Source organism: Aeromonas sp. MaB10011B (assembly GCF_017939325.1).
GTDB classification, from domain to species: domain Bacteria; phylum Pseudomonadota; class Gammaproteobacteria; order Enterobacterales; family Aeromonadaceae; genus Aeromonas; species Aeromonas caviae.
Genome location: NZ_JAGKRK010000014.1, coordinates 1 through 21333 on the forward strand (window position 1 = coordinate 1; position 21333 = coordinate 21333).

The following is a 21333-nucleotide window of genomic DNA, read 5'->3' on the forward strand; positions in this document are numbered from 1 at the left end:
CTGAGTTTACGACGTGCTACTTTCTCGTTGGTGGTCATACGGTGACTCCGGATAACACGGTAGGGGTACCGTTTTGTTATCCGGTTTGAAGCCGTATGACCACTCCCTTTTGTGGGCAACTGTCAGGTGAATACCATCTCCATACATACTAATCAGCACCTTGTCCCGTATGAGCATCCTCGATCGCCTCGCATACCTGCTCCACCGCGTTGAGAGCGCGGGGGGTGAAGCGGTGCAGCTCATCGGCGTTGATGAGGGCGAGCCGTTGGTGTTTGACGGCGTCCAGCATGGGCCACTGCCGCCAGTGATCCAGCACGGAAGGATCCCGGCCGCCAGCCAGGATAAGCCCGGGATTGGCCTTGATCACCTGCTCCAGCCCGACCTGGGGGTAGGCTGCTCCCGTCGTCGCCATGATGTTGCGTCCGCCGCAGAGGGTGATGGCCTGCCCCGGCCAGGTCGAATTATTGACGCTGGTGAGCGGCGGGTACCAGAGCTGATAGAAGACCGACAGGGGCTTGGGCTCGCCGTAGCGCGCAGCCAGGGCGTCGAGCCGGGTCAGATAGGCGCGGGCTTGCTCGTCGGCCCTGGGCGTGAGCCCGAGCAGATGCCCCAGGCTGCGCATCTCGGTGGCCAGGGAGGCAAAGTCGGTGGGCTCCGAGTAGAAGACGGGGATGCCGAGGCGCTCGACCGGGCCCAGCATGCGGGCCTGGGCGGAGCGCCAGGCCACTACCAGATCCGGCTTCTGGGCCAGCAGCGCCTCGAGGTTGATGCTGCGATAGTTGGCCACCCGGGGGAGGTTGGTCACCTCGGCGGGGTAATCGGAGGCATCGTCGGTGGCGACCACGCGATCCCCGGCGCCGATATCGAACAGCAGTTCCGTCAGATGGGGAGTGAGGCTCACGATGCGCTGCGGCGGGGTGGCCATGGCGCACAGTGAGGTGCCCAGCAGGCAGACAAACAGGCCCAGGGCACGAAGGGAAACGCGATCAGCCATGATTGAGCGCCATCCATGTCAGGAGCAGCGAGAGCCCGAGCCAGCCCCAGCCGGTCAGCTGCAGACGCTGCAGCAGGCGCAGGGGCAGGTTGGCATCGGGTTCGCTCCCCTCATCAAATACCGGAAAGCGCACCAGCTGGCCTTGATAGTAGCGGGGGCCGCCGAGTCGGCTGCCCGTCGCCCGGGCCAGCAGCGCGAGCAGGACCCCCATGGCGGGATGGGGCCAATGCAGCGCAGGCCGCACTCTGTTGCCCAGCCCGCGCACCTGGGTCAGGCACAGGGGGAGCGCCAGCAGCAGGATGGCGGGGGTGCAGAAACCCTGATAGAGCGCCGCAGCCGGGCGGCCGAAGTGGACGAACGCGCTTTGCTTGGGGTTCCACGCCAGATGGGTCAACTGGGCGATCCGCACCAGCAGGGCACCCTGTACCCCGGCCAGGGCAAAGCCCAGCAGGGGGGCGGCCCACTGACCGACGAGGCGCAGTACACAGGTCTCGCTCACCGCCTTGTTCAACCCCATCACCGAGAGCTTGCCGGTCTCCCGCTTGAGCCAGGGGGCGACCTGCAGCCTTGCCACGACCAGCGTCTCTTGGGTCGTCAGGGCGCGGCTCCCCCGGGCGAGTTCCCGCAAGGGGCGGGATTCGAGCATCAGCAGCAGGAACAGGAGGTCGAACAGGGGTTCGGACAGGGAGAGATTGCGCACCGCCCAGAGACCGGCTGCGCAGGGCACCCAGACCACCAGCAGGGCAAGGAGCCCGGCCTGGCTCTGCTGGCGTGGCGTGCCGTCGGGGCGATAGACCTTCTGGCCGAGGCGGGTGAGCAGAGGCACGGCTGCGCCGGGTCGAAAGCGTGCGGGCCAGGGCAGCAGGGCCTCCAGCAGGGCGGCCCCCACCATGATGGCCGCCGTCGTGGAGGCGAGGGCGGTCATCAGAGCATCCCAGGAGGGGGCGTCGATCACAGCTTGCCGAGCAGCGCGATGATCACTTCGGCGGAGTGTTGACCCGCCACCTCGATGAAGGCATCGAAGGATTCCACCTGCTCCTTGCCGGCGATGTCCGACATGGCCCGTACCACCAGATAGGGCACCTTGAACATGTGGCACACCTGGCCGATGGCGGCCCCTTCCATCTCCACCGCCAGCATCTGCGGGAAGTCGGCACGGGCTTTCGCGATGGCGTCCGGCTTGCACATGAACTGATCGCCGGTGCAGATGAGCCCGACCTTGGTCTGGTGCTTGCCTTGCTCGGCAATGCAGGCCTGTGCCAGGGCGATGAGTTTTTCGTCGCAGGGGAAGGCTGCGGGCTGCTGGGCCATCTGGCCCATCTCGTAGCCGAAGGCGGTCACGTCCACGTCGTGGAAGCGCATCTCGCTCGCGATGACCACGTCACCGATGTGCAGATCCTGGGCGAAGCCGCCGGCGGAACCGGTGTTGATGACGCAATCGGGAGCGAACTTCTCCAGCAGCAGGCTGGTGGCGACGCTGGCGGCGACCTTGCCGATGCCGGAGCGGGTCAGGATCACCTCTTTACCGGCCAGCTTGCCCTGATAGAACTCGCAGCCGCCCAGTTGCAGGGTTGTGGGCTCGCTCAGCTGGCTGCGCAGGAGGGCTACTTCCTGCTCCATGGCGCCGATAATACCTACTTTCATCATCTACCTCGTCTCGATGGCCGCTGGGCCGAAAAAGTTGGCGTGGATGATAGCAAAACTTGGCGGTGGCGCCGAGCATTCCTATGGGGCTGGCGGGGCATCTCCTGCGTCAGTGGTAGTGCTGGACAAGGGTGGCCGGCTCGCCGCGCTCTGCAAGCCGTTGCAGTGTGCTGGCGAACAGGGCCAGCCGCTCGGGAAGCGCTTTGTGGGAAACTACGGAGTGCACGGGGGGCCGACGCGTTATCCCAGCGCGGTATCCAGGGTCATCATCAGGGCAAAGCCGACCATGAGGCCCAGGGTGGCGTGGGTTTGGTGGCCGTTGCGATGGGTTTCCGGGATCACCTCGTGGGAGACCACAAACAGCATGGCACCGGCCGCGAGCCCGAGGCCGATGGGGTAGGCGATGGCCATGCCGCTGGCGAGTCCTACCCCGAGCAGGGCGCCGAGCGGTTCCAGCAGGCCGCTGCCGATGGCGACCAGCACGGCCACCGGCGGGCGAAAACCGGCTGCGCACATGGCCAGCGCCACCGCCAGTCCTTCGGGAATGTCCTGCAGGGCAATGGCGGTCGTGAGGGGCAGTCCCACCGTCATGTCCCCCTGGGAGAAGCTGACCCCGATGGCCATGCCTTCGGGCAGGTTGTGCAGGGCGATGGCGAAGACGAACAGCCAGACCCGTGAGCAGCTCTCATGGCCGGGACCACAGGGGCCGGTCTTGTCGTGTTCGTGAGGGGTGAATTGATCCAGTCCCAGCATCAGCAGCACCCCGAGGGTCATACCGGCCACCACCACGGCGGCGGCGAGGAAGCCGTCACCCGTGATCCCCTCGGCGGCCTCGAGCCCCGGCAGCAGCAGGGAGAAGGCGCTCGCCGCCAGCATCATGCCGGCGGCGAACCCCAGCATGGCATCTTCCACCCGTTGGGGAACGGCGCGCAGGAACAGGGCAGGCAGGGCGCCCAGCGCTGTGGCGGCAAAACCCGCAGCACCGCCAATGAGGCCATAGCGTACCCCGGCCGTGATCTCTCCTGCTGCCAGCATGACGAGACTCTGCACCAAGAGCAGCAGCACGGCGACCAGGGCGAGCAGCAGCCCCAGGGCGATGAGGGGGCGATCCGCTATCTGCTCGCGCAGTTGGACAGACCAGGAAGGGGAGAGGGTCGATACGTTGTCCATGGGGCCTCTGAAGACAGGAATGGGGAGAGACGAACGGCCATTACATAACCTGGCCCCTGCTTTGTCCATGACGACGGACCGATTGTGGCAATCGGCTCAAGTTTTGCGTCGAGCTGGTCGCTACTGTGCTGGCAGCCTCGTGGCGGGCACAAGGCCCGGCGTGGGGCGAGCGGGAAGCAAGGGATCCCCTCTCTTTGCTCCCATCGTCATTTCCCGTCAGGAGTCTCGGGTCACCGCTTACACGGATGTGATCATTGTGTCACTGCACATCTGCAGTCGAGGATCACCAGCCAACATGTCTTACAAGCATCTCTCCATCGGCAAGAAGATTGCCGCCGTCTTTGCGGTCATTGCTGTCATCAACGCCGTCTTCGGCCTGTTTCTCGCCACCGAACTGCGGGACATTCGGGATCGGGTATTGAACTTCACCGACTCCACCCTGCCAAGCGTGCTCTCGGTTGACAACCTGCTCTACGACGTCTCCTATGTGCGCCGTGCCCAGTTTGCCCTGCTGATGGTGGAAGATGCCGTCGACAGGCAGGTTCGCCGCGCCCGCATCCAGGAGAGCCTGGGCAAGGTGCAGCAGGTCATGGATGCCTACGAGGCAACCGTGGGGGCCGAGCATGAACGCCAGGCCTTCAACCGCGTCAAGCAGCAGTGGCTGCAATATCTGGGGGCCGTCAACCAGGTGGATGCCCTGTTGTTCCAGGGCAGCAGGGATGAGGCCAGGGAGGCGCTGTTTCGCTCGAACGGGCTCTACACCGAGCTGGAGCTGGCGGTGCGTGCCCTGGTGAAGGTGAATCTTGGCTTTGTGGAAGAGAACCGTGGCAGCCTGCTTGGCAGCGTCACCATGGTGATGACCTTTGCCGTGGTGAGCATCGCGACCCTGCTGATCTTCATGGGGGTCATGACCTGGTTCCTCACCCGCCAGATCTGCCTGCCCCTGCAAGCCGTGGTGGCCCAGGCCAATGCCATCGCCCTGGGAGATCTGACCCATCGGCTGGATCGCCAGCACATCGGGCAGGACGAACTGGGGATGCTGGCCAGCGCCTCCCTCAAGATGCAGGACAACCTGCGTGGGCTCATCGAGGAGGTGGCCGCCGCCGTGACCCAGCTGGGGGCCGCCATCGAGGAGGTGAGCGCGGTCTCCGAGCAATCATCCCAGGGGATCCAGAGCCAGCAGCAGGAGATAGCCCAGGTCGCCACCGCCATGGCCCAGATGAAGGCGACGGTAGCGGATGTGGCGGGCAACACCGAGGTGGCCTCGGAGTCGGCAAGCTCTGCCAATGCCCTGGCTCGTCGCGGCAGTCAGGATGTGCAGGGGGCCCTGGATGCCATCACCCGGGTGGCTGGTGAGATGGAGCAGGCGGGCAACCTGGTGAGTGAACTGGAGAAAGAGTCCGCCCAGATCAACCTGGTGGTGGATGTCATTCGCGGCATTGCCGACCAGACCAACCTGTTGGCACTCAATGCCGCCATCGAGGCGGCCCGTGCCGGTGAGCAGGGACGCGGCTTTGCGGTGGTGGCCGACGAGGTGCGCACCCTGGCGGGGCGTACCCAGGCCTCCACCGGCGAAATCGTCGCCATCATCGAGACCCTGCAGGCCCGTGCCAACCGGGCGAAGTCGGTGACCGGCCAGAGTTGCGAGATGATCCGCCAGTGCGTGAGCCAGAGCGAACGCACCAGCGCGGGCATTCGTCAGATTGAAGAGGCGGTGGCCCAGATAGCCGACATGGCGATCCAGATTGCCAGTGCCTGTGGCGAGCAGGATGCGGTCTCCGATGAGCTGGGCCGCAACGTGGCGCGCATCAACGACTCCTCCAACGAGGTCGCGACCGGCGCGGATCACACCGCCAAAGCCTGTCTGGAGCTGAGCCAGCTGGCGGCGGGTCTGCGCCAGAGCATGGGGCGCTTCCGCCTGGCCTGACGGTGGCCGCAGCCAATGAAAACGGGGCCCTGGGCCCCGTTGTTTTTCTCACCGCCAGGCGGCGTGGGCTCAGGCGCCCAGGCCGGTACCGGCGTCTTTCTTGGCAATCAGCTCAATCTTGTAGCCGTCCGGGTCTTCCACGAAGGCGATGACGGTGGTGCCGCCCTTCACAGGGCCCGGTTCGCGGGTGATCTTGGCGCCGGCGGCGCGCAGCGCCTCGCAGGTGGCATAGATGTCGTCCGCTTCCAGGGCGATGTGACCATAGGCGGAACCGAGCTCGTATTCGCTCACGCCCCAGTTGTAGGTGAGCTCGATGACGGCTTCATCCTTCTCGTCGCCGTAGCCGACGAAGGCCAGGGTGTACTTGTATTCGCTGTTCTCGCTCTTGCGCAGCAGTGTCATGCCCAGCACTCGGGTGTAGAAGTCGATGGAACGTTGCAGATCGCCGACGCGCAACATGGTATGCAGAATTCTCATTGCTCAATTCTCCGGGTTGGTGGATTGGTACTGCCTTGAATCCATTGCCCGAGACCGGATCCGCAGAGGCCTGCAGATCAACTCTCGGGATAGACCTTCTCTTTGTATTCGCACAAATCTTCGATGATGCAGGAGCCGCAGCGGGGCTTGCGGGCGAGACAGGTGTAACGCCCGTGCAGGATGAGCCAGTGATGCACGTCCAGCTTGAACTCGGCGGGGACCACCTTGAGCAGCTTCTCCTCCACCTGATCGACGTTCTTGCCCACTGCAAAGCCGGTGCGGTTGGAGACCCGGAAGATATGGGTGTCGACGGCGATGGTGGGCCAGCCGAAGGCGGTGTTGAGCACCACGTTGGCCGTCTTGCGGCCGACGCCGGGCAGGGCCTCGAGGGCCTCGCGATTCTCCGGCACCTCGCCGCCGTGGCGCTCCAGCAGAATGGCGCAGGTCTTGATGACGTTCTCGGCCTTGGTGTTGAACAGGCCGATGGTCTTGATGTACTCCTTGACCCCATCCACCCCCAGATCCAGCATGGCCTGGGGGGTGTTGGCCACCGGATAGAGCTTGTCGGTGGCCTTGTTGACGCTCACGTCGGTGGCCTGGGCCGAAAGCAGCACGGCGATGAGCAGCTCGAAGGGCGTGGTGAAGTTGAGCTCTGTGGTGGGATGGGGGTTGTCATCGCGCAACCGCTCCAGGATCAGCCTGCGTTTCTGGTTGTTCATGGCTCTCTCTTGTCTCAGAGCTGGGTAGTGCGGGCGCCCGCCGCCGGCACGGTGCAGTGGGCCTTCTCGGCACTCTGCTTGCGGCCCATCCAGTCGTTGATGGCGTTTTTGCCGGCGATCATCAAACCGAGGCCGATGAAGCCGCCGGGGGGCAGGATCGCCAGCAGCAGGCTGGCGTCGGCGTGGAACAGCTCGACGCGCAATGACTTGGCCCAGTCACCCAGCAGCAGCTCGGCACCGTCAAACAGGGTGCCCATGCCGATGATCTCGCGAAGGCCCCCCAGTACCAGCAGCACCAGGGTAAAGCCCAGCCCCATCATGAAGCCGTCGAGGGCGGCAAGCAGGGGCGGGTTCTTGGAGGCATAGGCTTCGGCGCGGCCGATGATGACGCAGTTGGTGACGATGAGGGCGATGAAGATGCCGAGCGCTTGATAGAGGCCGTAGGTGTAGGCGTTCATCAACAGCTGCACGCTGGTCACCAGGGCCGCGATAATCATCACGTAGACCGGGATGCGGATATCCTTGGGCACCCAGTTGCGCACCAGGGAGACGGCGAGGTTGGAGCAGACCAGTACCACCATGGTGGCAAGGCCGAGCCCCAATGCATTGGTAAAGGTGGAGGAGACCGCCAGGGTGGGGCAGAGTCCCAGCACCTGCACCAGGGAGGGGTTGTTCTTCCACAGTCCCTGCAGCATCAGCTCCTTGAGCTCTTCGCGGCGGCCACTTTCCCCGGCGGGTTGGCTGGCCGTGTCAATCACGTCGACTTGTTCCATAGCGTGTGCTCCGGCGTTAGGGGTTGGTATGGCAGGAGGGGGCATCGTGCAGCAGTTCGGGGTGCTCCTGTTGCAGCCTCAGCAAATTTTTCACCGCCTTGACCACGGCCCGCGGGGTGATGGTTGCCCCGGTGAAGGCGTCGAATTCGCCGCCATCCTTCTTCACCGCCCAGGTGGTGTCGTTGTCGGCCGTGAGGGACTTGCCGGTGAAGCTGTCGATCCAGCTGGATTTCTTCAGTTCTATCTTGTCACCAAGCCCCGGGGTTTCCTTGTGGGCCAGCACCCTGACCGCACTGACGGCCCCCTTGGCATCGGTGCCGACCACCATGCGAATGGCTCCACTGTAACCATCGGGGGCCACGGTTTCCAGCGCGTAGCCGGTATGCCCCCCCTTGAGGGTGGCGGTATAGAGGGGCATGGGCTCATCGCTGCCCAGGTATTCCCGGCTGCTGACCAGCTTGCAACTGGCCACCAGATCGTTGTCATAACTCCCCTCGGGCAGCAGGGCCTGCAGGGTGCGCAGCTTCTCCAGCTCTTGCTGGTGGGCGATGCGATCCCGGGTCAGTTCGTTGGTCAGCACCACCATGGCGGTGCAGCCGAGGGCAAAGAGGGCCAGGGTCAGGCCATTCTTGCGCATGCTTTTCAACATGGGAGGCTCCCTGTCTCGCGTCTGTGGCAATTCAGATGTGGGTTCATTTGCGACGGGCTCCATAGACCTTGGGGCGGGTCAGACTGTCAATCAGGGGAACACACAGGTTGGCCAGCAACACGGCGAAGGCGAAGGCATCCGGATAGCCGCCAAAACGGCGGATGACATAGACCAGCACGCCGATGAGCACACCGTAGACGAGGCGCCCCTTTGCGGTGGTGCTGGCACTCACCGGATCGGTGGCGATGAAGAAGGCCCCGAGCATGGTGGCACCGCTGAACAGGTGCAGCATGGGGGTGGCGGTGGCATCCGGGGTGGCCAGATAGCCCAGGGTGGCAGCGAGCAGCAATGCGCCCAGCACGGCAGTCGGAATGCGCCAGTTGATCACTTTCTGCTGGAGCAGGAAGAGGCCTCCCAGCAGGTAGCCGAGGTTGACCCAGCTCCAGCCGATACCACCCCAGCCCTCGAAGACCTTGTGGGTCATCACTTCGGTGGCGGTCAGTCCCTGGGTCAGTCCGGTCTTTAAGGTATCCAGCGGCGTGGCCATGGTCAGGCCATCCACCCCCTGCTTGAGCTGCAGCATGCTGTAGCCGTCGAGGCTGAAGCCGGTGAAGATCACCGAGGCCGCATCGGCGAAGCCGATGTCGTAGGCGGCGATGCTGGAGGGGGGCAGCCAGCTGGTCATCTGGACCGGGAAGGAGACCAGCAGCAGCACATAGGCCACCATGGCAGGATTGAACAGGTTCTGACCGAGCCCGCCATAGAGATGCTTGGCGATGATGATGGCGAACGCCGTGCCCAGCACCAGCATCCACCAGGGCAGCAGGGGGGGCAGGGAGAGACCGATGAGCACGGCGGTGAGCGCCGCGCTGCCATCCAGCAGGGCCGGTTTGACGGGGCGGCCGCGCAGGCGAAGGACCAGGGCCTCCGAACCCAGGGCCGTGACCAGCGCCAGCAGGATCTGGATCAGGGTCCCCCAGCCGAAGAACCAGGTCTGCGCCAGGAAGCCGGGCAGGCAGGCCAGGATCACCAGCACCATCAGGGTCTGGGTCTGTTTGCGGTTGTGGGCAAAGGGCGCACTCGCGATATTGAACATGGATCAGTGGCTCTTGTCGGTCGAAGGGGAGGAGGCAGCCTCGGCCGCCAGCTTCTTGGCTTTGGCCCGGGCGATGGCGGCGGCGATGGCCGCCTTCTTGGGGTCCACCTCGGCGGCGGGTCCGGATGCGGCGGCAGGGGCCTCAACAGCGTTATCGGTTGTGTTCACGGATGTCTCACCTGCGACCACCGGCCCGTCACCTTGCGCCTGGGCGGCTTTCTTGGCCTTGGCCCGGGCGATGGCGGCGGCGATGGCCGCCTTCTTGGGGTCCACTTCGGCAGCGGGCTCGGATGCGGCGGCCGGGGCCTCAACGGCGTTATCGGTTGTGTTCACGGATGTCTCACCCGCGACCACAGGCCCATCCCCTTGCGCCTGGGCGGCCTTCTTGGCCTTGGCCCGGGCGATGGCAGCGGCAATGGCCGCTTTCTTGGGGTCCACCTCTGCGGCGGCCGGGGCCTCAACGGCGTTATCGGTTGTGTTCACGGATGTCTCACCCGCGACCACCGGCCCATCACCTTGCGCCTGGGCGGCTTTCTTGGCCTTGGCCCGTGCGATGGCGGCGGCAATGGCCGCCTTCTTGGGGTCCACCTCGGCGGCGGGCTCGGATGCGGCGGCCGGGGCCTCAACGGCGTTATCGGTTGTGTTCACGGATGTCTCACCCGCGACCACAGGCCCATCACCTTGCGCCTGTGAGGCTTTCTTGGCCTTGGCCCGGGCGATGGCGGCGGCAATGGCCGCTTTCTTGGGGTCCACCTCGGCGGCGGGCTCGGATGCGGCAGCCGGGGCCTCAATGGCGTTATCGGTTGTGTTTACAGATGTCTCACCCGCGACCATCGGCGTGTCCCCTTGCGCCAGGGCGGCTTTCTTGGCCTTGGCCCGTGCCAGGGCGGCGGCGATGGCGGCCTTCTTGGGATCCAGCTCTGCCTTGGGATGTTGCTCCCCTAGTGCCGGGGTGTCAGCCAGCCCATTGCCCTCGCCATTGGCGGCCTTGGCGGCACGACGGGCGATGGCCTCCTGCTTGCGCGCCTCACGGGCGGCAATCATGGCCTCGTTGTCCGGTGCGGGTTCACTCACGGCCACCTGGGCCGTCTCCTGTTTGGCCTTGATGCGGGCCAGGGCGGCGGCGACCGGATCTTCGCCCCCGGCCGTCGTCATGGCCTGGCGACGCTGGGCTGCGGCTTCGGCGTGGCGGGCTTCGCGGGCCGCCTTCTCACGCTCGAAGCGAGCCTGCTTGGCCTCGAAGCGCTGCTTGGCTCGTTCGGCCTTCTCGGCCTCGGCACGGGCCTCGCGGATGTCATCCTTGGCGATCTTGTAGTACTGCACCAGGGGGATTTCGCTCGGGCAGACCCAGGCACAGGCGCCGCACTCGATACAGTCAAAGAGGTTGAGCTTCTCGGCCTTGTCGTACTCCTTGACCCGGCTGTACCAGTAAAGCTCCTGGGGCAGCAGGGTGGCGGGGCAGGCATCGGCGCAGGCACTGCAACGGATGCAGGCCTGTTCCGGGCCGGGGGGCGGCAGCTCGGCGCGGGTGGGGGAGAGCAGGCAGTTGGTGGCCTTGACCACAGGGACCATGGCGTGGGGCAGGGTGAAGCCCATCATGGGGCCCCCCATGATCACCCGCTGATCCGCCTCCGGTTGCAGCTCGAAACGCTGGAGCAGCCAGCGTACCGGCGTGCCCAGACGCACCCAGGCATTGCCGGGTTTCTTGAAGGCGTCGCCGGTGAGGGTGACGATGCGCTCGATGAGCGGCTCCCCATCGATGATGGCGCGCTTGATGGCAAAGACGGTGGCGACGTTGAGCACCATGATGCCCATGTCCACCGCCCGGCCTCCCTTGGGCACCTGGCGTCCGGTGAGCAGCTCTATGGTCTGCTTGGCGCCGCCGGAGGGGTACTTGGTCGGTACCGACTTGACCAGCACGTCGGCGTCGCTGGCATGGCGGGTCAGGGCCTCGATGGCCGCCGGTTTGTTATCTTCCACCCCGATCAGGGTGAGCTTGGGCTTGAGCAGGTGCTTGAGTACCCGGATGCCGTCCATGATCTCGTCGGCGTACTCCTGCATCAACCTGTCATCCGTGGTGATGTAGGGTTCGCACTCCAGCCCGTTGACGATGAGGATCTCGGTGAGCTGGCCACGGCCGTCGAGCTTGCTGTGGGTCGGGAAGACGGCGCCGCCGAGCCCGGCGATGCCGGCCTGCTGGATGCGCTCGAGCAACGCCCCCCGCTCCAGGTTCCAGTAGTCAGGCTGGGGTGTGCGCTCGCCCCAGGCATCGTCTCCGTCCGGGGTGAGGAGGATGCAGAGATCGTCAAGACCGGAGGGGTGCGCCACCGTGTGCTGCTCGATGGCGGTGATGGTGCCCGAGGTGGAAGCGTGCACCGGCACGATGCGTCCCTTGTCAAAACGGGTGAGGGGTTGCCCCTTCTTGACCTTGTCCCCCACCCGCACCAGCAGTTCGCCGGCCGGACCCGCGTGCTGGCGCACCGGAATGATGAGCTGTGGGGGAAGGCCCGCGTCAACGACGGGGGTCAGGCTTGACTGGTGCTTGTTCTCGGGGGGATGGATGCCGCCGTGAAAATCCCACAGAGTGCCGGCTTTGATGCGTTCGAGCAGATGCTGCATGGTTACTCCGCTGTTTATTCCACTATCTTGACCGGAATGGCGACCTTGGCCAGATCCCATTTCCAGTTGTCGACCGTGGTCGGCACCGGGATCATTTCAATACAGTCGGTCGGGCAGGGGTCGACGCAGAGGTCGCACCCGGTGCACTCGGCCGCGATGACGGTATGCATCGCCTTGGTGGCACCCAGGATGGCGTCGACCGGACAGGCCTGGATGCACTTGGTGCAACCGATGCACATGTCTTCGTGAATGAAGGCCACCTTCTTGACGGGGATTGCCGCGTCTTCACCGCCGTCCAGAGACTGGGGCTCGACCCCCATCAGGTCGGCAATCTTGCGCATGGTGGCGTCGCCACCGGGCACGCACTTGTTGATCTTGTCGCCATTGGCCAGGGCTTCGGCGTAGGGTTTGCAGCCCGGGTAACCGCACTGGCCGCACTGGGTCTGGGGCAACAGGGCATCGAGCTGATCGACGATGGGATCGGCCTGCACATGAAACTTGACGGCGGCAAAGCCGAGAATGATGCCGAAGGCCAGGGCAAGCAGGGCCAGCACCAGAATGGCAAAGAGTATGTGAATCATAGCGTTATATCTTGATGAGGCCGGTAAAGCCCATGAAGGCCAGCGACATCAGGCCAGCGGTGACCATGGCGATGGAGACGCCACGAAACGGTGCCGGCACGTCGGCAGCCACCAGCCGCTCACGCATGGCGGCAAACAGGATCAGCACCAGGGAGAAGCCGACGGCGGCCCCGAAGCCGTAGATGATGCTCTGGATGAAGTTGTGGCGCTCGTTGATGCTGAGCAGCGCCACGCCGAGCACGGCACAGTTGGTGGTGATGAGCGGCAGGAAGATGCCGAGCAGGCGATAGAGGGTCGGGCTGCTCTTGCGGATCACCATCTCGGTGAACTGGACCACCACGGCGATCACCAGAATGAAGCCCAGGGTGCGCAGGTAGGCGATCTCCAGCGGGATCAGGATGTAGTGCTCCATCAGATAGGAGCAGGCGCTGGCCAGCGTCATGACGAAGGTGGTGGCCAGACCCATGCCGATGGCGGTTTCCAGCTTGCCGGAGACACCCATGAAGGGGCAAAGGCCGAGGAACTTCACCAGCACGAAGTTGTTGATCAGCACGGTGCCGACCAGTAAAAGCAGGTACTCAGTCATTGAAGATGGGTTATCCGGTATGAAGGCGGCCGTATTATCTGATGTTAGGTGCCTTTAGACAACCGCAAGGCCGTATGGTTATTATTCGAATGCCCAATTCATGGAGGCATTGTGCGCCCTTTACCCGTCTTGACGCTGACCCTGGCCATGCTGCTCTGGTCCAGCTCCTTCATCGCCCTCAAACATGTGCTGGAAATCTGGTCCTTCGGTCAGGTGCTCTTCATGCGGATGGGGGTGGCGTCCTGTTGCTGGCTGCTCTGCTACCGCCAGCTTGGCCGCGTCACTTACCAGAAGGGGGATTGGCGCTGGTTGGCCCTGATGGGAGCGCTTGAGCCCTGCCTCTACTTTCTTCTTGAAGTCAACGCCCTGCGTTACACCAGTGCCGGCCAGGCCGGTATGGTCTGTGCCCTGCTTCCCCTGATGGTGGCTCTGGTGGCCTTCGTACTGCTTGGAGAGCGGGTGAGTCGCCGCCAGCTGCTGGGCTTTGCCATCGCCATCGTTGGCATCGCCCTGCTGGGGTTGGGGGAGGGCGCCGACGAGTTCGCCCCCAACGCCCTGCTCGGCAATAGCCTGGAGATGGGCGCCATGCTCTGCGCCGCCACCTATTCCGTGGTATTCAAGAAGCTCTCCAGCCGCTACGGCGTGATGACACTGACAGCGTTGCAGGCCTTCGTCGGCATGCTCTTCTTCGCGCCCTTTGCCTTCAGTGCGCCCTGGCCCGCGAGCTGGGCCTGGCAGGACATGGGGGTCATCCTCTTCCTCGGCGCCTTCGTGACACTTGGTGCCTACCTGCTCTACAACTGGTCGGTGACCCAGGTGAAGGTGACCCTGGCGGCTGCCTATGTGAACCTCATACCGGTCTTTACCCTGCTGCTCGCCTATCTGCTGCTGGGAGAGACGCTCACGGCCCTGCAATGGGTGGCCTGTGCCGCCGTGCTGGCCGGCATCGGGGTGGGCCAACTGCCGTCCGGCAGGAAGCGTGCGCAGGCAGTCGCCACCGGGGGATGAGTCGCCGTCATTGGGCTACAGTCTGGGCAGGGAAACACGCTGTCTAAGAAGGAGCCGACCGATGAGCGACATGCACTTGCTGGCCGCGGCCAAAAGCCTGTTGAGCCATCCCCCCTTTACCCTGGCCGATGCCAGAGCCCTGGAGGCGCTGGAAGAGGAAGCTGTGGGGGAGGAGGGGCTCTGCATCGCCGCGCTATGGGACAACGCCCTCGCGCTGGCGGACGAGGAAGCCAGACACTATCTCCTGGGGGATGGCTGAGCGGGTTTAGGGTGGGCGGACAGCAATGACAACGGGGGGCCTGGACCCCCCGTTTTCATTGGCAGCTGTTGCTCAGATGGAGAGGCTCTTGACGGTGTCCGACACCGAGTTGGCGTCTTCGATGATCTCCTTGATGACGTCGGCGATGATGGTGGCCTGCTCCTGACCTGCCACCGCCTTGTCGGAGACGACGGAGACAGTCTGGGTGATCTGGGAGGTGATCTCCGAGTTGTGCTTGATGACGGTGACGATCTCGCTGGTGGAGCTGGAAGTGCGCGCCGCCAGTTGCCTCACCTCGTCGGCCACGACCGCGAATCCCCGTCCCTGTTCCCCGGCGCGGGCCGCCTCGATGGCCGCGTTGAGGGCCAGCAGATTGGTCTGATCCGCGATGCCGCTGATGGTGGAGATGATGGATTCGATGCTCCTGGATTGCTGGTTGAGCTGCTCTATCTGCTTGCTGACCGCATTGACCGAGGTGTTGATGTGAGAGGAGGTGTCGAGCACCCTGTCGATGACCTCCCGCCCCCTGGCAGCGCTCGCGACGGTTTCGCTGGCGATGGCACACGCCTTCTGGGCCGCTTCCCGGGTGGAGATGGATTTCTCCACCCGCTCGGTGATGTCGCTCGCCAGCTTGATGATTTTGACCACCTTGCCCTCGTGGTTGAAGATGGGGTTGTAGGTGGCCTCCAGCCATATCTTCTCCCCCCGGTGACCCAGACGCATGAAAAGCCCGGACTTGATGTCACCCGAGCCGAGATCCTGCCAGAAATGGGGGTTGTTCTGGTAGAACTCGGTGTCACAGAAGAGACGATGATGCTTGCCGACCACCTCTTCCAGCCGGTAACCAAAGCAGTTGAGGAAATTCTGGTTGGCGGTGATGATGGTGCCATCGGGTTGGAAATCGATGACCGCCAGGGACTTGTCCAGGGCTGCCAGCAGTGCCTGGGTGCGCTCCAGGGTGGATTGCTGCTGGGTCACGTCGGAGGCGACCTTGGCGATCCGCACCACTTTGCCGTCGATCACGATGGGGAAATAGGTCGCCTCCAGCCACACGGCCTTGCCGGATTTCGACTGGCGAATGAAGCGACCGCTGCGGGAGACGCCGTGGCGCAGATCCTGCCACAAGGTCTCGTAATCCCGGGTATTGACGTCGTCGGGGAAGCAGAGGGTGCTGTGATGCTTGCCGATCACCTCGTCACGTTCAAATCCCACGATCTTGAGAAACAGCGCGTTGGCGAAGGTGACCACTCCCGCCGGGGTGAACTGGACGAAGGGGACCTGCAACTGGATAGCCTGTTCAAATGCCCCCAGTTCCACCACCCTTGCCGCTTGCTCACTGGCTTCCTTGCTTGCTTTTTGATTCCAGAACATGACAGCGCTCCTCCATGAGACCCTTGAATGGGATAACGACCAAATATGAGTAAATTAACAATAGCATTGCGTCCTGATGAGTCGTCATCGTACTCAAATTAACTTTTTATTTTTCAATGTTGATAAATAGCTTCTTAATTGTAGGGTCTCGTACCAAGGTTATTTATCTCGTGGACCACTTTGGGCCCCAGGGAATATTGGCATGAAGGCGCCTCTTTTGGCACTGACTATTCTATATATCGCCTTCATATGAACCCAGTGGCGCGCCATGTGGCCTACATGGGTATTTAATGAGTCTTATATGGGCACAGTGAAATTAGGTGGAGGCGGGGATCTGGAAATAGCCGCTATCTGACTCTCTGGTGTGAGAAATAAACGGCCAAGGGTGTGAGTTTTTGGATATCCGGCATGTGTGAACCCGTGACGACATTGCCGCTTCTGTATATTTTCTGTCCCGAAACAGAGAGTGTTTATTTTGCCTGCAAGGTAGAGAGTTTCTGGTTCAGGGACTCAATCTCTTTCTGATATCGGGTAGTGACCGATTGCATCTCTGCCGAGACATTGCGGGATCTTGCCTTGTTCTCCGTGATCTGGGTCATCTCGTTGTTCATCTTCTGCTTTTTGGCCTCGATCTCGGTGCGCAGCGCCTCGGCCTGGCGTTGTTTCTGGCCGTTCGCCAGGCTCTGCTCTATCTCCCGGGTCTGGTTGGCCGCCTGCTCCACCGCCTCGGGGGAGGGGGTATAGACATTGAGTGCCATGGGTTTGGCGTCGCTGCTGCAGGGGATGTCACTGAAGGTGATCTGCCCATCGCGGGCGCATTGATAGACTGCCGCCTGGACAACGGGGACGGTGGCAAGCCCCAAGCAGGTGAGAGAGATGACCAGCATGCGTGACATAGACTCCTCCTTGAATACTCTTCCTTGCACACTAGTACATGGCGCAAGGTCAGACAACGGCCTCGTTTCGGGAGCGACATTCCGGTCCTCACGTCGCCTCTCTCTGGTCCATGGCGGGGAGATCTCCTGCGCAATGGGTGTGCCATGGCGGCATAAAGCGACGGATCCTGTAACCGACCACTGAGAATGAAAAAACCGGGAGCAGCCGAAAGTAAGTGGGATCTCGTGGGACAAACTCAAGGCTGACAAGGCTTCGAGGGGGATTCTGTGGTGCCAGGCGCGGGCGGTATCAAAATGAAAGAACACGGACGATCTTCGGGGGTGGTGCGCTGAAAATGAAAAACAGGCTGACCGCCTGTTTTTTCCGTTTGTGGTTACAGCTAGTGGTTTAAATCCGGGTTTAAGTGACTGTCTGTAGCGCTGTCATTTAAAAAAAATCGTGCCCCGCCCAGACAACCTTGCCGATCACGGCCAGGCTTTCCAGCTGGTTGGCGGGAACGACCTGCAGGGGATAATCAACCCGGTTATCGCTGATGATGGTGATCCCGCCATCGAAGTTCTTCTGCAAGCGCTTGGCATAGAGTTCCTCTCCCAGCCGCAACACGAAGATGGATCCATCTTCGATCTGATTCTTGCTGATATCGACCAGGATGGAGTCGCCAGAGTGAATGGTGGGTTCCATGCTGTCGCCTTTGGCAAAGACCACCACCAGGTTATCCGGGCTCAACTTACGGAACGTGAGCCACTTGCGGCGAAAGGCCAGCTTGCGTTTAACCTCATGATCATCATTAAACGCACCATGGCCGGTACTCACGGTGACATGGTAGCCATCGATCAGCGCGTACTCCTCATCAAACTCATCAGGTCGCACCGCCTGCTCGGCAACCCCATCGGGATGTTTCGGGCCCTGGCCCGTGGCCAGCCACTCCAGATTCACATTGCACGTTCGCGCAATGCGCAGCGCCTTGTCGATGGTGGGCAGCGAATTGAACGGGGGGAAGTATTTGCGCATCCCCGACTCGCTCATTCCCACCAACTCGGCGAATGCCTTGTAGCTCAGACTCCCACGTAACTCATCCAGGCGGTCACTGAGAGTATCCATTCCAACCGTCAGAAAAGATACCTCACCGTCTTTTTGTGCTGCTTGTGGTTTTTCTTCATAACGCTCTGACATACAAGGAATTCTCGGCTAGTGGCTATTGCTGGTGAGTCGATAGACAAAAAATTCCGCACAAAAAGACTTGTCAATCTTTTTGGGGTGATCAATCATTCATATGTGACGCATTGCGACATAAAATCATTCTTTTATGAGTGATGAAGATACGCGCCGCGACACTTGATGATACCGAAACGGGGTGAGTATGTCAGGGAAAACACCAGAGTGGATCAGGGCTGAGCTCATAAAACGCGGATATTCCCAGGCTGCTTGGGCCCGCGCCAAAGGGTTGCATCCCAGAGCAGTGCAGCGCTGCATCAAACAATATGCCCCATCCATGGGCGTCAGTCCCAAGCGCAGGGAAAGCCGTTCCATCATGGGGCAGCTTTCCGACTCGCTGGGCATCGACTTGCTGGGAGGTGGCCAATGAGTACCTGGTTCACCGCCCAAGGGTTGGCCGGATTGATTGGCATGCCAGCCTATCCCGATGGTGTGCGCAAGAAGGCTGAGCGTGAAGAGTGGCAAAGTCGTAAGCGCGAGAAAGGCAAAGGCGTTGAATACCACATCAGTTCGCTGCCCGCAGAAACCCGGCGTTACCTAGCAGAGCAGGCCGTCGCCCAGCAGGGGCAAGCGGTGACCGATCATGCGGCCGGCGGCAAGGCGATGGCCAAGCTGCTTGCCCGCGAGGTGCCGGTGAAGCCGGATGCGGGGCGTAAATTGCTGACCCTGGGCGCTGCCGCCCGCAAGAAGGTGGATGCCAGGCTGTTGATCCTGCAGGCCGCCGATATCTACCTGACCCCTTATCAAGCCTGTCAGCAAGGGGAGGTGGGGCGCCGCGCCTTCATCGAGGCATACCGTACCCGCAGCCTGTCACTCCCTGCGAGCGTCTATGAGCAACAGAAGCCGTTCAGCCTGATCACCCTGCGACGTTGGCAAGGCACCCTGGCGGATGCCGGTCCGGCGGCGCTGGCTGGGAACTACCAGCGGGAGCGTCCATCCAGCGTCGAGCAAAGCCCGGATCTGGCCCGTTTCCTCACGGCATTGATCACTGCCAAACCGCATTTGGCCAACAAGTGGGGGGCGCTGCATGAACTGGCGACCCAGTACAGCGAGATGAACCAGCTTGGCTGGCAGATCCCGAGCCAGTCCTCCCTGCGACGCTGGCTGGTCAAGTGGCTGGCAGAGAACAAGGTGGCCTTTACCTATGCCACCAACCCCGATGCCTACAACAACAAGTACCGCACCGCCATCGAGGAGATGTACCCCTGGATGGGCCAGCCCAACGACGTGTGGGAGTTCGACAGCACCCCCGTCGATGCCATGTTGGTGGAAGGTCGTCACAGCATCATCGCGGTGATCGATGTGTTCACCCGTCGGGTGCGGTTGCTGGTGGCCAAAACCTCATCGAGCGAGGGGATCTGCCTGCTGCTGCGCAAGACCCTGCTGGCCTGGGGCACCCTCAACGACAACGGGGTGATGCGCACCGACAACGGCTCCGATTACGTGAGCCAGCGGGTCATGTCCATCTGCACTCTGCTAGGCATGAATGTCAGCCGTTCCAACGCCTACTCGGGATGGGAGAAGCCGCATATCGAACGCTTTTTCCGCACTCTCTCCCACGGCCTGATCGAGTTGCTGCCTGGCTATGTCGGTCACTGCGTGGCTGACCGTCAGGTGATCGAGGCTCGCAAGAGCTTTGCCGAACGGCTGGAGGAGAAGCGCAAGCCGAATGCGGAGAAGGAGCTCTATGAGCTGGCCATGACTGCGGCCGAGCTGCAGACCCTGCTCGATGACTGGCTGGATGCCCGCTATCACAACCGCAAACACAGTTCGCTCGGGATGACCCCCAACGAGAAATACCAGAGCGCCCGTTACCAGCGCCGCGCCATCGGCGATGAATCGGCGCTGGATCTGCTGCTCAACCATATCGGTGAGGCCACGGTCTCCAAGGGCTTTATCAAGGCTGGCGGCCTCAAATACAGCGCCCCGGAGCTGCTGGAGAACAGCTGGAAGAGCCAGCGGGTCAGCGTGTTTCTCGACCCGAGCGACGTGGGTCGCGCCATCTTGTACCGCACTGGCGACTGGAACGAACGGATCGAGGCGGTGAACCTCGACCTGCTGGGCAATGGCGTCAGCCCGGATGCCTTCCGCGCCGCCAAACGCGCCGATGCCAAGGCGTTGGCCAGCTTTCGCCGCGAAATGCGCAGTCTCGCCAAGACCTTCGGCGTCAACGAGCTGCATCAGGATGTGGTGCGTCACTTCGTTGACCAGGCCCGTGATGTGGCTCAGTTCCAGCGCGGCGATCTCGGGCTCGATAACCCGGCACTGGCCGCACTCTCAGGCGTTACCGCTCCCCGCGAACCGGCGCAATTCAGCGCCGCCGAACTGGCTGCGATAGAAGCCCACCGCGAGGAGAAAGCGGCCCGTGCCCAGGCGGCGGCCGGGCAAGAATCCAGGGCACTCAAGACCGAGTACGAGCAGGCCATCTATCTGGCCGAGAAGGAGTTGGATGCCCCGCTGACTGAGCGGGAGAAGGAATGGCTGACCAAGTACCTCTACAGCCACAAGTTGATGGCAAAACGGATCCACCGCCATCTGGAAAACATCAGGGCCACTCGCAATACCCAGGCAAAAGGTTAACGAGCGGCCCTGTACATCTACTACCTCATAAGGACAAAAACACTATGAGACACAAAATCGTCGAAGTCAAAAATATGATTAAGACCGAGCAGCTGCTCGACAACCTGCTCAACCGCTCCAGCATCGTGCCAGGCATCGGTCTTATCCACGGGCCATCCGGTTTTGGCAAGACCACCGCCGTGGAGTGGCTGTTCAACCAGGACGAAGTGAACGGCATCTACGTGCGCTGCTACAAGGCCGACACCGTGACCAGCCTGCTGGAGCAGATCGCCAAGGAGATCGGCATTCCCCAGCGCCACAACCTGCGGGGGCAGGTGGACAGCATCGTCGAAGCGGTGCGAGCCGAGGAGCTGGCCATCTTCGTGGACGAGGCGGACTACGTGGTCGGCAATGCCCGCATCATGGAGACCCTGCGCGATATCTACGACGCCACCGAACAGCCGCTGATCCTGGTAGGGATGGAGGAGATTGCCCGCCGCATCAGCCAGCGCAAGCAACTGTTCAACCGCATTTCCCAGTGGATTGAGTTCAAGCCGGCCGACCTGGAAGACGTCTCCCTGATTGCCAGCGAAATGCTGGAGGTGGACGTGGAGATCGACGACGCCCTGCTGGACCTCATCCGCAAGCGCTCCAACGGGGTGGTGCGCACCATCGTCTCGGCCCTGGACAAGATCGAGAAGATGGCCATGGCCTCCGATGCCCGGATTATCCGGCTGGAGGACGTGGACGCCAGCGAACTGCTGCATGACGTGCGCCGCAGCCGGTAGC

The 21333-nt window shown here is 62.6% G+C and carries 20 protein-coding genes; 5 read left to right on the forward strand and 15 right to left on the reverse strand.

From position 1 onward, the window contains the following. Positions 1-148 precede the first annotated feature (148 nt). The 4 genes from J9893_RS06315 to J9893_RS06330 form a co-directional block, all read right to left on the reverse strand. Positions 149-925 carry a cobalamin-binding protein gene (locus tag J9893_RS06315; protein WP_246875518.1) on the reverse strand — a complete coding sequence of 259 codons (777 nt, stop codon included), beginning with the start codon at positions 923-925 and terminating at the stop codon, positions 149-151. A gap of 61 nt (positions 926-986) precedes the next feature. Continuing rightward, positions 987-1919, reverse strand: a complete 933-nt coding sequence (locus tag J9893_RS06320) for a cobalamin biosynthesis protein (RefSeq protein ID WP_210600168.1) — start codon at positions 1917-1919, stop codon at positions 987-989. A 26-nt stretch (positions 1920-1945) separates the two neighbouring features. Further along, the gene (gene mtnN, locus J9893_RS06325) at positions 1946-2638 is read right to left on the reverse strand and encodes a 5'-methylthioadenosine/S-adenosylhomocysteine nucleosidase (protein ID WP_010674306.1); all 693 of its coding nucleotides are present in this window, start codon (positions 2636-2638) and stop codon (positions 1946-1948) included. 240 nt (positions 2639-2878) lie between these two features. Beyond that, positions 2879-3808 carry a ZIP family metal transporter gene (locus J9893_RS06330; RefSeq protein WP_128345017.1) on the reverse strand — a complete coding sequence of 310 codons (930 nt, stop codon included), beginning with the start codon at positions 3806-3808 and terminating at the stop codon, positions 2879-2881. A 295-nt stretch (positions 3809-4103) separates the two neighbouring features. Between J9893_RS06330 and J9893_RS06335 the strand changes: the two genes are divergently transcribed. Further along, positions 4104-5735 carry a methyl-accepting chemotaxis protein gene (locus tag J9893_RS06335; protein WP_010674309.1) on the forward strand — a complete coding sequence of 544 codons (1632 nt, stop codon included), beginning with the start codon at positions 4104-4106 and terminating at the stop codon, positions 5733-5735. Positions 5736-5804: 69 nt separating this feature from the next. On the opposite strand, the gene gloA is transcribed toward J9893_RS06335, so the two are convergent. From gloA to rsxA, 8 genes are all read right to left on the reverse strand, one after another. Then, positions 5805-6212: a lactoylglutathione lyase gene (gene gloA, locus J9893_RS06340; RefSeq protein WP_010674310.1), complete on the reverse strand. Its 408-nt coding sequence runs from the start codon at positions 6210-6212 to the stop codon at positions 5805-5807. 77 nt (positions 6213-6289) lie between these two features. Further along, a complete protein-coding gene (nth, locus tag J9893_RS06345) occupies positions 6290-6931 on the reverse strand; it encodes an endonuclease III (RefSeq protein ID WP_005302279.1) in 642 nt (213 codons plus the stop codon). A 14-nt stretch (positions 6932-6945) separates the two neighbouring features. Then, complete coding sequence (locus J9893_RS06350) at positions 6946-7704, reverse strand: electron transport complex subunit E (RefSeq protein ID WP_010674312.1); 759 nt, start codon at positions 7702-7704, stop codon at positions 6946-6948. A 16-nt stretch (positions 7705-7720) separates the two neighbouring features. Beyond that, positions 7721-8353, reverse strand: coding sequence for an electron transport complex subunit RsxG (rsxG, locus tag J9893_RS06355; RefSeq protein WP_210600167.1), 633 nt, complete (start codon positions 8351-8353; stop codon positions 7721-7723). Positions 8354-8396: 43 nt separating this feature from the next. After that, positions 8397-9449: an electron transport complex subunit RsxD gene (gene rsxD, locus J9893_RS06360; RefSeq protein WP_010674314.1), complete on the reverse strand. Its 1053-nt coding sequence runs from the start codon at positions 9447-9449 to the stop codon at positions 8397-8399. A gap of 3 nt (positions 9450-9452) precedes the next feature. Continuing rightward, on the reverse strand, positions 9453-12068 hold the full coding sequence (gene rsxC, locus J9893_RS06365; protein ID WP_210600166.1) for an electron transport complex subunit RsxC: 2616 nt from the start codon (positions 12066-12068) through the stop codon (positions 9453-9455). Positions 12069-12082: 14 nt separating this feature from the next. Continuing rightward, complete coding sequence (gene rsxB, locus J9893_RS06370) at positions 12083-12649, reverse strand: electron transport complex subunit RsxB (RefSeq protein ID WP_042017194.1); 567 nt, start codon at positions 12647-12649, stop codon at positions 12083-12085. A 4-nt stretch (positions 12650-12653) separates the two neighbouring features. Next, a complete protein-coding gene (gene rsxA, locus J9893_RS06375) occupies positions 12654-13235 on the reverse strand; it encodes an electron transport complex subunit RsxA (protein ID WP_039038677.1) in 582 nt (193 codons plus the stop codon). A 111-nt stretch (positions 13236-13346) separates the two neighbouring features. Here rsxA and J9893_RS06380 point away from each other — a divergent pair, with 111 nt between their 5' ends. Further along, complete coding sequence (locus tag J9893_RS06380; protein WP_041212829.1) at positions 13347-14243, forward strand: DMT family transporter; 897 nt, start codon at positions 13347-13349, stop codon at positions 14241-14243. 61 nt (positions 14244-14304) lie between these two features. Further along, positions 14305-14502, forward strand: a complete 198-nt coding sequence (locus tag J9893_RS06385; protein ID WP_210600165.1) for a hypothetical protein — start codon at positions 14305-14307, stop codon at positions 14500-14502. 72 nt (positions 14503-14574) lie between these two features. Here the strand turns inward: J9893_RS06385 and J9893_RS22055 are convergent, their stop codons facing one another. The 3 genes from J9893_RS22055 to J9893_RS06400 form a co-directional block, all read right to left on the reverse strand. Then, positions 14575-15873 (reverse strand): PAS domain-containing methyl-accepting chemotaxis protein, encoded by a 1299-nt coding sequence (locus tag J9893_RS22055; RefSeq protein ID WP_198497579.1) that lies wholly within the window; start codon positions 15871-15873, stop codon positions 14575-14577. A gap of 470 nt (positions 15874-16343) precedes the next feature. Continuing rightward, positions 16344-16769 carry a DUF4124 domain-containing protein gene (locus J9893_RS06395; protein ID WP_104455716.1) on the reverse strand — a complete coding sequence of 142 codons (426 nt, stop codon included), beginning with the start codon at positions 16767-16769 and terminating at the stop codon, positions 16344-16346. Between the two features lie 427 nt (positions 16770-17196). Continuing rightward, on the reverse strand, positions 17197-17943 hold the full coding sequence (locus J9893_RS06400) for a helix-turn-helix transcriptional regulator (protein ID WP_081332097.1): 747 nt from the start codon (positions 17941-17943) through the stop codon (positions 17197-17199). Between the two features lie 408 nt (positions 17944-18351). Between J9893_RS06400 and J9893_RS06405 the strand changes: the two genes are divergently transcribed. Together J9893_RS06405 and J9893_RS06410 are read left to right on the forward strand one after the other, a co-directional pair. Further along, entirely contained in the window at positions 18352-20565 is a 2214-nt protein-coding gene (locus tag J9893_RS06405) for a DNA-binding protein (RefSeq protein WP_210600164.1), read from the forward strand. 44 nt (positions 20566-20609) lie between these two features. Further along, positions 20610-21332 carry an ATP-binding protein gene (locus J9893_RS06410; RefSeq protein ID WP_210600163.1) on the forward strand — a complete coding sequence of 241 codons (723 nt, stop codon included), beginning with the start codon at positions 20610-20612 and terminating at the stop codon, positions 21330-21332. The last annotated feature ends 1 nt before the right edge of the window (position 21333 follow it).

Bases quoted from the DNA above. Each gene is read 5' to 3' on its own strand.
- gloA (WP_010674310.1), bottom strand. From the start codon at position 6,212: ATGAGAATTCTGCATACCATGTTGCGCGTCGGCGATCTGCAACGTTCC.
- J9893_RS06410 (WP_210600163.1), top strand. From the start codon at position 20,610: ATGAGACACAAAATCGTCGAAGTCAAAAATATGATTAAGACCGAGCAG.
- J9893_RS06385 (WP_210600165.1), top strand. From the start codon at position 14,305: ATGAGCGACATGCACTTGCTGGCCGCGGCCAAAAGCCTGTTGAGCCAT.
- J9893_RS06315 (WP_246875518.1), bottom strand. From the start codon at position 925: ATGGCCACCCCGCCGCAGCGCATCGTGAGCCTCACTCCCCATCTGACG.
- rsxC (WP_210600166.1), bottom strand. From the start codon at position 12,068: ATGCAGCATCTGCTCGAACGCATCAAAGCCGGCACTCTGTGGGATTTT.
- rsxB (WP_042017194.1), bottom strand. From the start codon at position 12,649: ATGATTCACATACTCTTTGCCATTCTGGTGCTGGCCCTGCTTGCCCTG.
- rsxD (WP_010674314.1), bottom strand. From the start codon at position 9,449: ATGTTCAATATCGCGAGTGCGCCCTTTGCCCACAACCGCAAACAGACC.
- mtnN (WP_010674306.1), bottom strand. From the start codon at position 2,638: ATGAAAGTAGGTATTATCGGCGCCATGGAGCAGGAAGTAGCCCTCCTG.
- J9893_RS06320 (WP_210600168.1), bottom strand. From the start codon at position 1,919: ATGACCGCCCTCGCCTCCACGACGGCGGCCATCATGGTGGGGGCCGCC.
- J9893_RS06330 (WP_128345017.1), bottom strand. From the start codon at position 3,808: ATGGACAACGTATCGACCCTCTCCCCTTCCTGGTCTGTCCAACTGCGC.
- J9893_RS22055 (WP_198497579.1), bottom strand. From the start codon at position 15,873: ATGTTCTGGAATCAAAAAGCAAGCAAGGAAGCCAGTGAGCAAGCGGCA.
- J9893_RS06405 (WP_210600164.1), top strand. From the start codon at position 18,352: ATGAGTACCTGGTTCACCGCCCAAGGGTTGGCCGGATTGATTGGCATG.
- J9893_RS06335 (WP_010674309.1), top strand. From the start codon at position 4,104: ATGTCTTACAAGCATCTCTCCATCGGCAAGAAGATTGCCGCCGTCTTT.
- nth (WP_005302279.1), bottom strand. From the start codon at position 6,931: ATGAACAACCAGAAACGCAGGCTGATCCTGGAGCGGTTGCGCGATGAC.
- rsxA (WP_039038677.1), bottom strand. From the start codon at position 13,235: ATGACTGAGTACCTGCTTTTACTGGTCGGCACCGTGCTGATCAACAAC.
- J9893_RS06350 (WP_010674312.1), bottom strand. From the start codon at position 7,704: ATGGAACAAGTCGACGTGATTGACACGGCCAGCCAACCCGCCGGGGAA.
- J9893_RS06400 (WP_081332097.1), bottom strand. From the start codon at position 17,943: ATGTCAGAGCGTTATGAAGAAAAACCACAAGCAGCACAAAAAGACGGT.
- rsxG (WP_210600167.1), bottom strand. From the start codon at position 8,353: ATGTTGAAAAGCATGCGCAAGAATGGCCTGACCCTGGCCCTCTTTGCC.
- J9893_RS06395 (WP_104455716.1), bottom strand. From the start codon at position 16,769: ATGTCACGCATGCTGGTCATCTCTCTCACCTGCTTGGGGCTTGCCACC.